Annotated in this window: 4 protein-coding genes; 3 read left to right on the forward strand and 1 reads right to left on the reverse strand. The window is 60.0% G+C overall.

Annotated features, from left to right (window positions below):
- Positions 1–3 precede the first annotated feature (3 nt).
- Positions 4–159 carry an HAD hydrolase-like protein gene (locus tag EOA86_RS22080; protein ID WP_281035683.1) on the forward strand — a complete coding sequence of 52 codons (156 nt, stop codon included), beginning with the start codon at positions 4–6 and terminating at the stop codon, positions 157–159.
- Between the two features lie 37 nt (positions 160–196).
- Here the strand turns inward: EOA86_RS22080 and EOA86_RS22085 are convergent, their stop codons facing one another.
- A complete protein-coding gene (locus EOA86_RS22085) occupies positions 197–1,729 on the reverse strand; it encodes an FAD-dependent oxidoreductase (RefSeq protein WP_128343566.1) in 1,533 nt (510 codons plus the stop codon).
- A 280-nt stretch (positions 1,730–2,009) separates the two neighbouring features.
- Here EOA86_RS22085 and EOA86_RS22090 point away from each other — a divergent pair, with 280 nt between their 5' ends.
- Positions 2,010–2,978, forward strand: a complete 969-nt coding sequence (locus EOA86_RS22090; protein WP_029356336.1) for an SDR family oxidoreductase — start codon at positions 2,010–2,012, stop codon at positions 2,976–2,978.
- An 88-nt stretch (positions 2,979–3,066) separates the two neighbouring features.
- Entirely contained in the window at positions 3,067–4,779 is a 1,713-nt protein-coding gene (locus EOA86_RS22095) for an HAD family hydrolase (RefSeq protein WP_128343568.1), read from the forward strand.
- Positions 4,780–4,971: the final 192 nt, after the last annotated feature.

A 4,971-nucleotide genomic window follows, 5' to 3' on the forward strand; every position in this document is an offset into this window, starting at 1 on the left:
GATATAGCTGGCGCCCTGCGCGCCGGACTTTCGGGCGCATTGCTGGTGCGGACAGGCAAATACCGGCAGGGCGATGAGAAACGGTTTGATCCGCAGCCGACCGCTACCGTCGCCGATCTCGCGGCGGCAACCGATTGGATCATTGCGCGCCGAGACTGATTGCGCGGGCTGAACCGGCCGTACAGCGCCCGCCTTGCTAGGTCATCCGGCGCTCCATTTGCACCTCGGCCCCTAGACTTTCGATGTCGCGGAAGATCGAAGCGACAGCCAGCGCGCGCCCTTCGCGCTTGAAGCGGAGCAGGCAATCCTTGGCAATGATGTCTCCATCGACCTCGATCTCGTCCCATTGCGCGGCATGGCCGACGTAGTTGATGGGAACGTCGTAATGCTGGCTCCAGAAGAACGGCACGGCGACGAATTTCTCGCGATAGCCGAGCATGTTAAGGGCCGCGGTTCGCCCCTGCCTCTCTGCGACCACCCAATGCTCGACCCGAATGTTCTCGCCACTGTGCGGATCTGGCCACCGCGCAATGTCGCCGGCCGCGAAGATCCCTGGTGCGCTCGTCTCCAAAAAGGCGTTCACGACGACACCGCGGTCAAGGATGAGCCCCGCCGTTTCGGCAAGCCCTGTCCGCGGTCGCACGCCGATGCCGGCGACGACGAAATCCGCCGCCAACATATCGCCACTGCTGAGTTTCACCTTGTTGCCGTCGATGCTACTTGCGGTGTCCTCGAGATGGAATACGACACCATTCTCCTCATGGAGGGCGCGGATGAAGTCGCCCATTTGCGGACCCAGGACGCGTTCCATAGGCCGTTTTTCCGGCGCCACGACATGAACTTCGATATCGCGCGAGCGCAGGGCCGCGGCAACTTCTAGGCCAATGAAACTGGCGCCAAGCACGACGGCCCGGCGGGCAGTCGTGGCTCGCTCGATGATCGCCTTGCAGTCTGCGAACGAGCGCAGCGTGTGAACGTGTGGTTGGTCGGCGCCTTGTATGGTCAGGCGAACCGGTTCGGCTCCGGTCGCAAGGAGTAGCCTATCGTAAGGAGTCCGGGCCCCGTCCGCGAGTACAACTTCGCCAGAACGCGCATCGATGCTGGCGGCGTTCGCATTGAGGCGCAGGTCAATATCGTTCCTTGAGTAGAAGCTTTCTCGGCGGAGCGGAATCCAATCCTCCGGTGCTTTGCCGGCGAGGTAGTCCTTGGAAAGATTGGGCCGATCAACGGGCGGCGCTTCGTCGTTGCTGAGCATGACAATGCTGCCCTGATAGTGTTCGCGCCGCAGTTTCTCTGCCGCCGCGAAACCGGCCGCGCCGCCACCGACAATGACGATTCTCTGCGGAACCTGGCCGGAGCTTCCATTGCGCTGCTTCGGTGCCGTCCGTTTACGTTTTTCTCCGACGAATATCCGATCATCGCGTTGTTCCACCGACCAGCAAGCGAGTGGATTAAAAGCAGGGGGGCGCAGGGCCTCGCCTGTACGCAAATCGAACCACGCGTGATGCCAGGGACACCGGACGGTGTCTTCCACCACAAGACCGTCAGCGAGCGGCCCGCCATAATGTGTGCATGTCGCCCCTATGGCGAAGACCTCCGCCCCGCGGCGCACCAGCAGCACCTGCTCATCGCGGCAATGGCCGAGGATCTTTCCACCATCGGGAAGGTCGGTTAGCGCGATGCCCTCGACCAGATCCGGCCCGTTTGGTTTGACATGACCTTCAGCCATTTTCCTCTCCCCTGGCGCGATCCGGTGACAAAATAGCCTGTACTGCCGAGCGGCGGGAAATCTTCAGGTCACCAGCTCGGAATACCATCTGCCTGGCTAGCGCGCCTTCAGTTTCTCGGACCCGCTTGTGCCCAACGTCCGGCCGCGTCATTCGTTGCCAGTTGGGCAGTGCGCGCCGTCGATTTCCTGGCGTTTGGATTCGCTGCTGAAGGAATGACACCGTCGCGTAAACTTTTTCGCCGGACATGCGTTGTCCCTTTTCCAAGCTAAGGAGACAGCCATGCAGATGAAATCGGAAATCGCCGGCGAGGCCGCCAAGCAACGCCACATCCAGCGCGGCATCGATGCCAAGGACAAATCGAAGGACGGCAAGCAGCAAGGCGCCATGCAGGCCGGAGCACGCAAATATCCCGAGCCGCCCTTTCCTGAACAGCACCAGCCGAAGCCGGGGCACGAATGGGCCATTGAGCCGGCGCCGCTCTATGATGCGCCATTCTATATCGGATCAAAAAAACTAGATGGCAAAGTAGCCGTAATCACAGGCGGCGATTCAGGCATCGGCCGAGCCGTGGCCGTGCTCTATGCGCGCGAAGGCGCCGATGTTGCGATCGTCTATCTGTCCGAGGATAAGGACGCCGAAGAGACGAAGAGGGCCGTCGAAGCCGAAGGCCGGCGCTGCATGCTGGTCAAGGCCGACGTCAGCGAACGCGACCACTGCCACAACGCGGTGGCTGAGGTGGTAAAGGAATTTGGCCGGATCGACGTGCTGGTCAACAACGCCGCTTTCCAGATCCATTCCAGCGACTTCAGCGAGCTGACCGAAGAGCATTTCGACACGACGCTGAAGACCAACCTCTACGGTTATTTCCATATGGCGCAGGAGGCCGTGCCGCATATGAAGCCCGGTTCGGCGATCATCAACAGCGGCTCCGTAACCGGCATAGAGGGCTCGAAGCAACTGGTCGACTATTCAATGACCAAGGGCGGCATTCATGCCTTCACGCGCGCGCTCTCGGGCAATCTTATCGAAAAGGGAATTCGGGTGAACTGCGTGGCGCCGGGCCCCGTGTGGACGCCGCTCAACCCGTCTGACAAACAAGCCGGTGACGTTTCGAAGTTCGGCGCAGACACGCCGATGAAACGGCCCGCACAACCGGAGGAGATCGCGCCGGCCTATGTATTCCTCGCCTCACCGCATTGCTCGAGCTACATCACTGGCGAGATATTGCCGATCATCGGCGGCTACTGAGTGCCTGTCGCCCGCTCAGCTCGATCGTCGTGCGACCTCTCGCCTGTGACGATGGTAGCGGCGATCTCAGATATGAAATGGTCGACAGATGTATTTCATTGCCTTGGCGACAGACTATGACGGCACGCTGGCGCACGATGGGATCGTAGCTGAAAAGACGCTTGCTGCTCTCGAACGGGTCAAGAAAAGTGGCCGCAAACTCATCCTCGGCACGGGCCGCGAGCTGCCCGATCTCAAGCGCGTTTTTCCCGAGCTCGGCGTGTTCGACAAGGTCGTCGCCGAAAATGGGGCGTTGATTTACACGCCTGCCAGCGAGGAAGAACGTGCGATCTCACCGGCACCGGCGCCCAAGTTCGTCGACAAGCTGAAGAAACACGGCGTCAAGCCGCTTTCAGTCGGACGGTCGATCGTTGCGACCTGGGAACCACACCAGGCAACAGTTCTTGAGGTCATCAAGGAACTCGGGCTGGAGCTGGAAATCATCTTCAACAAGGGCGCGGTGATGATCCTGCCCAGCGGCATTAACAAAGCAACCGGGCTGGCCGCCGCACTTGAGGACCTCAGGCTGTCGCCACACAATGTGGTCGGTATTGGCGATGCTGAAAACGATCATGCCTTCCTGCAGGCCTGCGGCTGCAGCGTCGCTGTCGACAATGCACTTGCGGCGGTCAAGGATACCGCGGACCTTGTAACGCGCGGCGCGCGTGGAAAAGGCGTCGAGGAGCTGATCGAAAAACTGGTAAAGCGCGATCGGGAATTTGTCCGAAAACGCCGTGACGGCATCCTTCTCGGCTCGGCCGGCGGCGACGAAGTCTATCTGACGCCGACCGACACGGTTCTGATCGCCGGAAGCTCCGGCATCGGCAAATCCACCTTGGCCACCGCGCTGACGGAACGCTTCGTCGAGAACGGCTTTCAGTTCTGCATTTTCGATCCGGAAGGCGACTATGATGGCCTCGAAGGCGCCGTCCGGATAGGCGATGGCTCGAGCGAACCGACAAAGGCACAAGTGCTCGACCTGATCGAGAAGCCGGACACCAGTGTGGTCGTCAATGGGCTAGCGTTGCGGGTCAATGAGCGACCGGACTTCTTTGCCGATCTGCTTCCCGGCCTTGGCAGTTTCCGCTTCCGTACAGCGAGGCCACACTGGCTAGTCGTCGACGAGGCGCATCATCTTCTCCCCAAGAAGCGCGACGACACGCGCGCCGTCCTGTCGTTGGAATTACCTGGCACTGTCCTGATCACCGTTCATCCGGAAGCGATTTCGACCGATGCCCTGCGTCTGGTCACTGCCGTCATTGCGCTCGGTCCCAAGGCCAAGAATGTCATCAAGGCCTTTTGTCATGAGACGGATATCAAGCCGCCAAAGGATATTCCCTCGCCAAAAGGCGAGCGCGTGCTGTTCTGGCGGCCGCAAGCCCGCAAGAAAATTGCCATGGTCAAAGCGATCGAGCCGCGCCAGTCGCTCAAGCGTCACAGCCGCAAATATGCGGAAGGTCAACTCGACGAGGCCGGCAGCTTCTATTTCAGAGGTCCCGACAACGCCATGAATCTTCGGGCCCACAACCTGATGATCTTCGCTCAGATTGCAGAAGGCATCGACGACGCGACCTGGGAGCATCACCTGCGTGCCGGCGACTATTCCGAATGGTTTCGCCATCAGATCAGGGACAAGGAGCTGGCGCGCGAAACCGCCGAGGCAGAAAAAGACGAAATGCTCTCGGCGCAGGAAAGCCGCAAGCACGTTCTGGATGCAGTACGTCGCCGTTATACGGCTCCTGCCACCGCCCCGGAGGAATAGGGAGCGAAGGGATCGGCCATGCACATCATTCTGGGAGGACAGGTCGGAACGAAACAGTGTTATCTCTGGATTTTCAATCCGTTACCGGAGAAAATTATACTATTAAATCCTCTATTCTGATCGGCAGATCGCGGATACACCTGCCAGTCGCATGATAAACCGCGCTTGCGACTGTTCGCCAAAGACCTTGAC

It is taken from the genome of Mesorhizobium sp. M5C.F.Ca.IN.020.32.2.1 (genome assembly GCF_004023105.1).
Lineage (GTDB): Bacteria > Pseudomonadota > Alphaproteobacteria > Rhizobiales > Rhizobiaceae > Mesorhizobium > Mesorhizobium wenxiniae.

Coding starts and splice junctions, on each gene's coding strand:
- EOA86_RS22085 (WP_128343566.1), bottom strand. CDS start 1,729: ATGGCTGAAGGTCATGTCAAACCAAACGGGCCGGATCTGGTCGAGGGC.
- EOA86_RS22095 (WP_128343568.1), top strand. CDS start 3,067: ATGTATTTCATTGCCTTGGCGACAGACTATGACGGCACGCTGGCGCAC.
- EOA86_RS22090 (WP_029356336.1), top strand. CDS start 2,010: ATGCAGATGAAATCGGAAATCGCCGGCGAGGCCGCCAAGCAACGCCAC.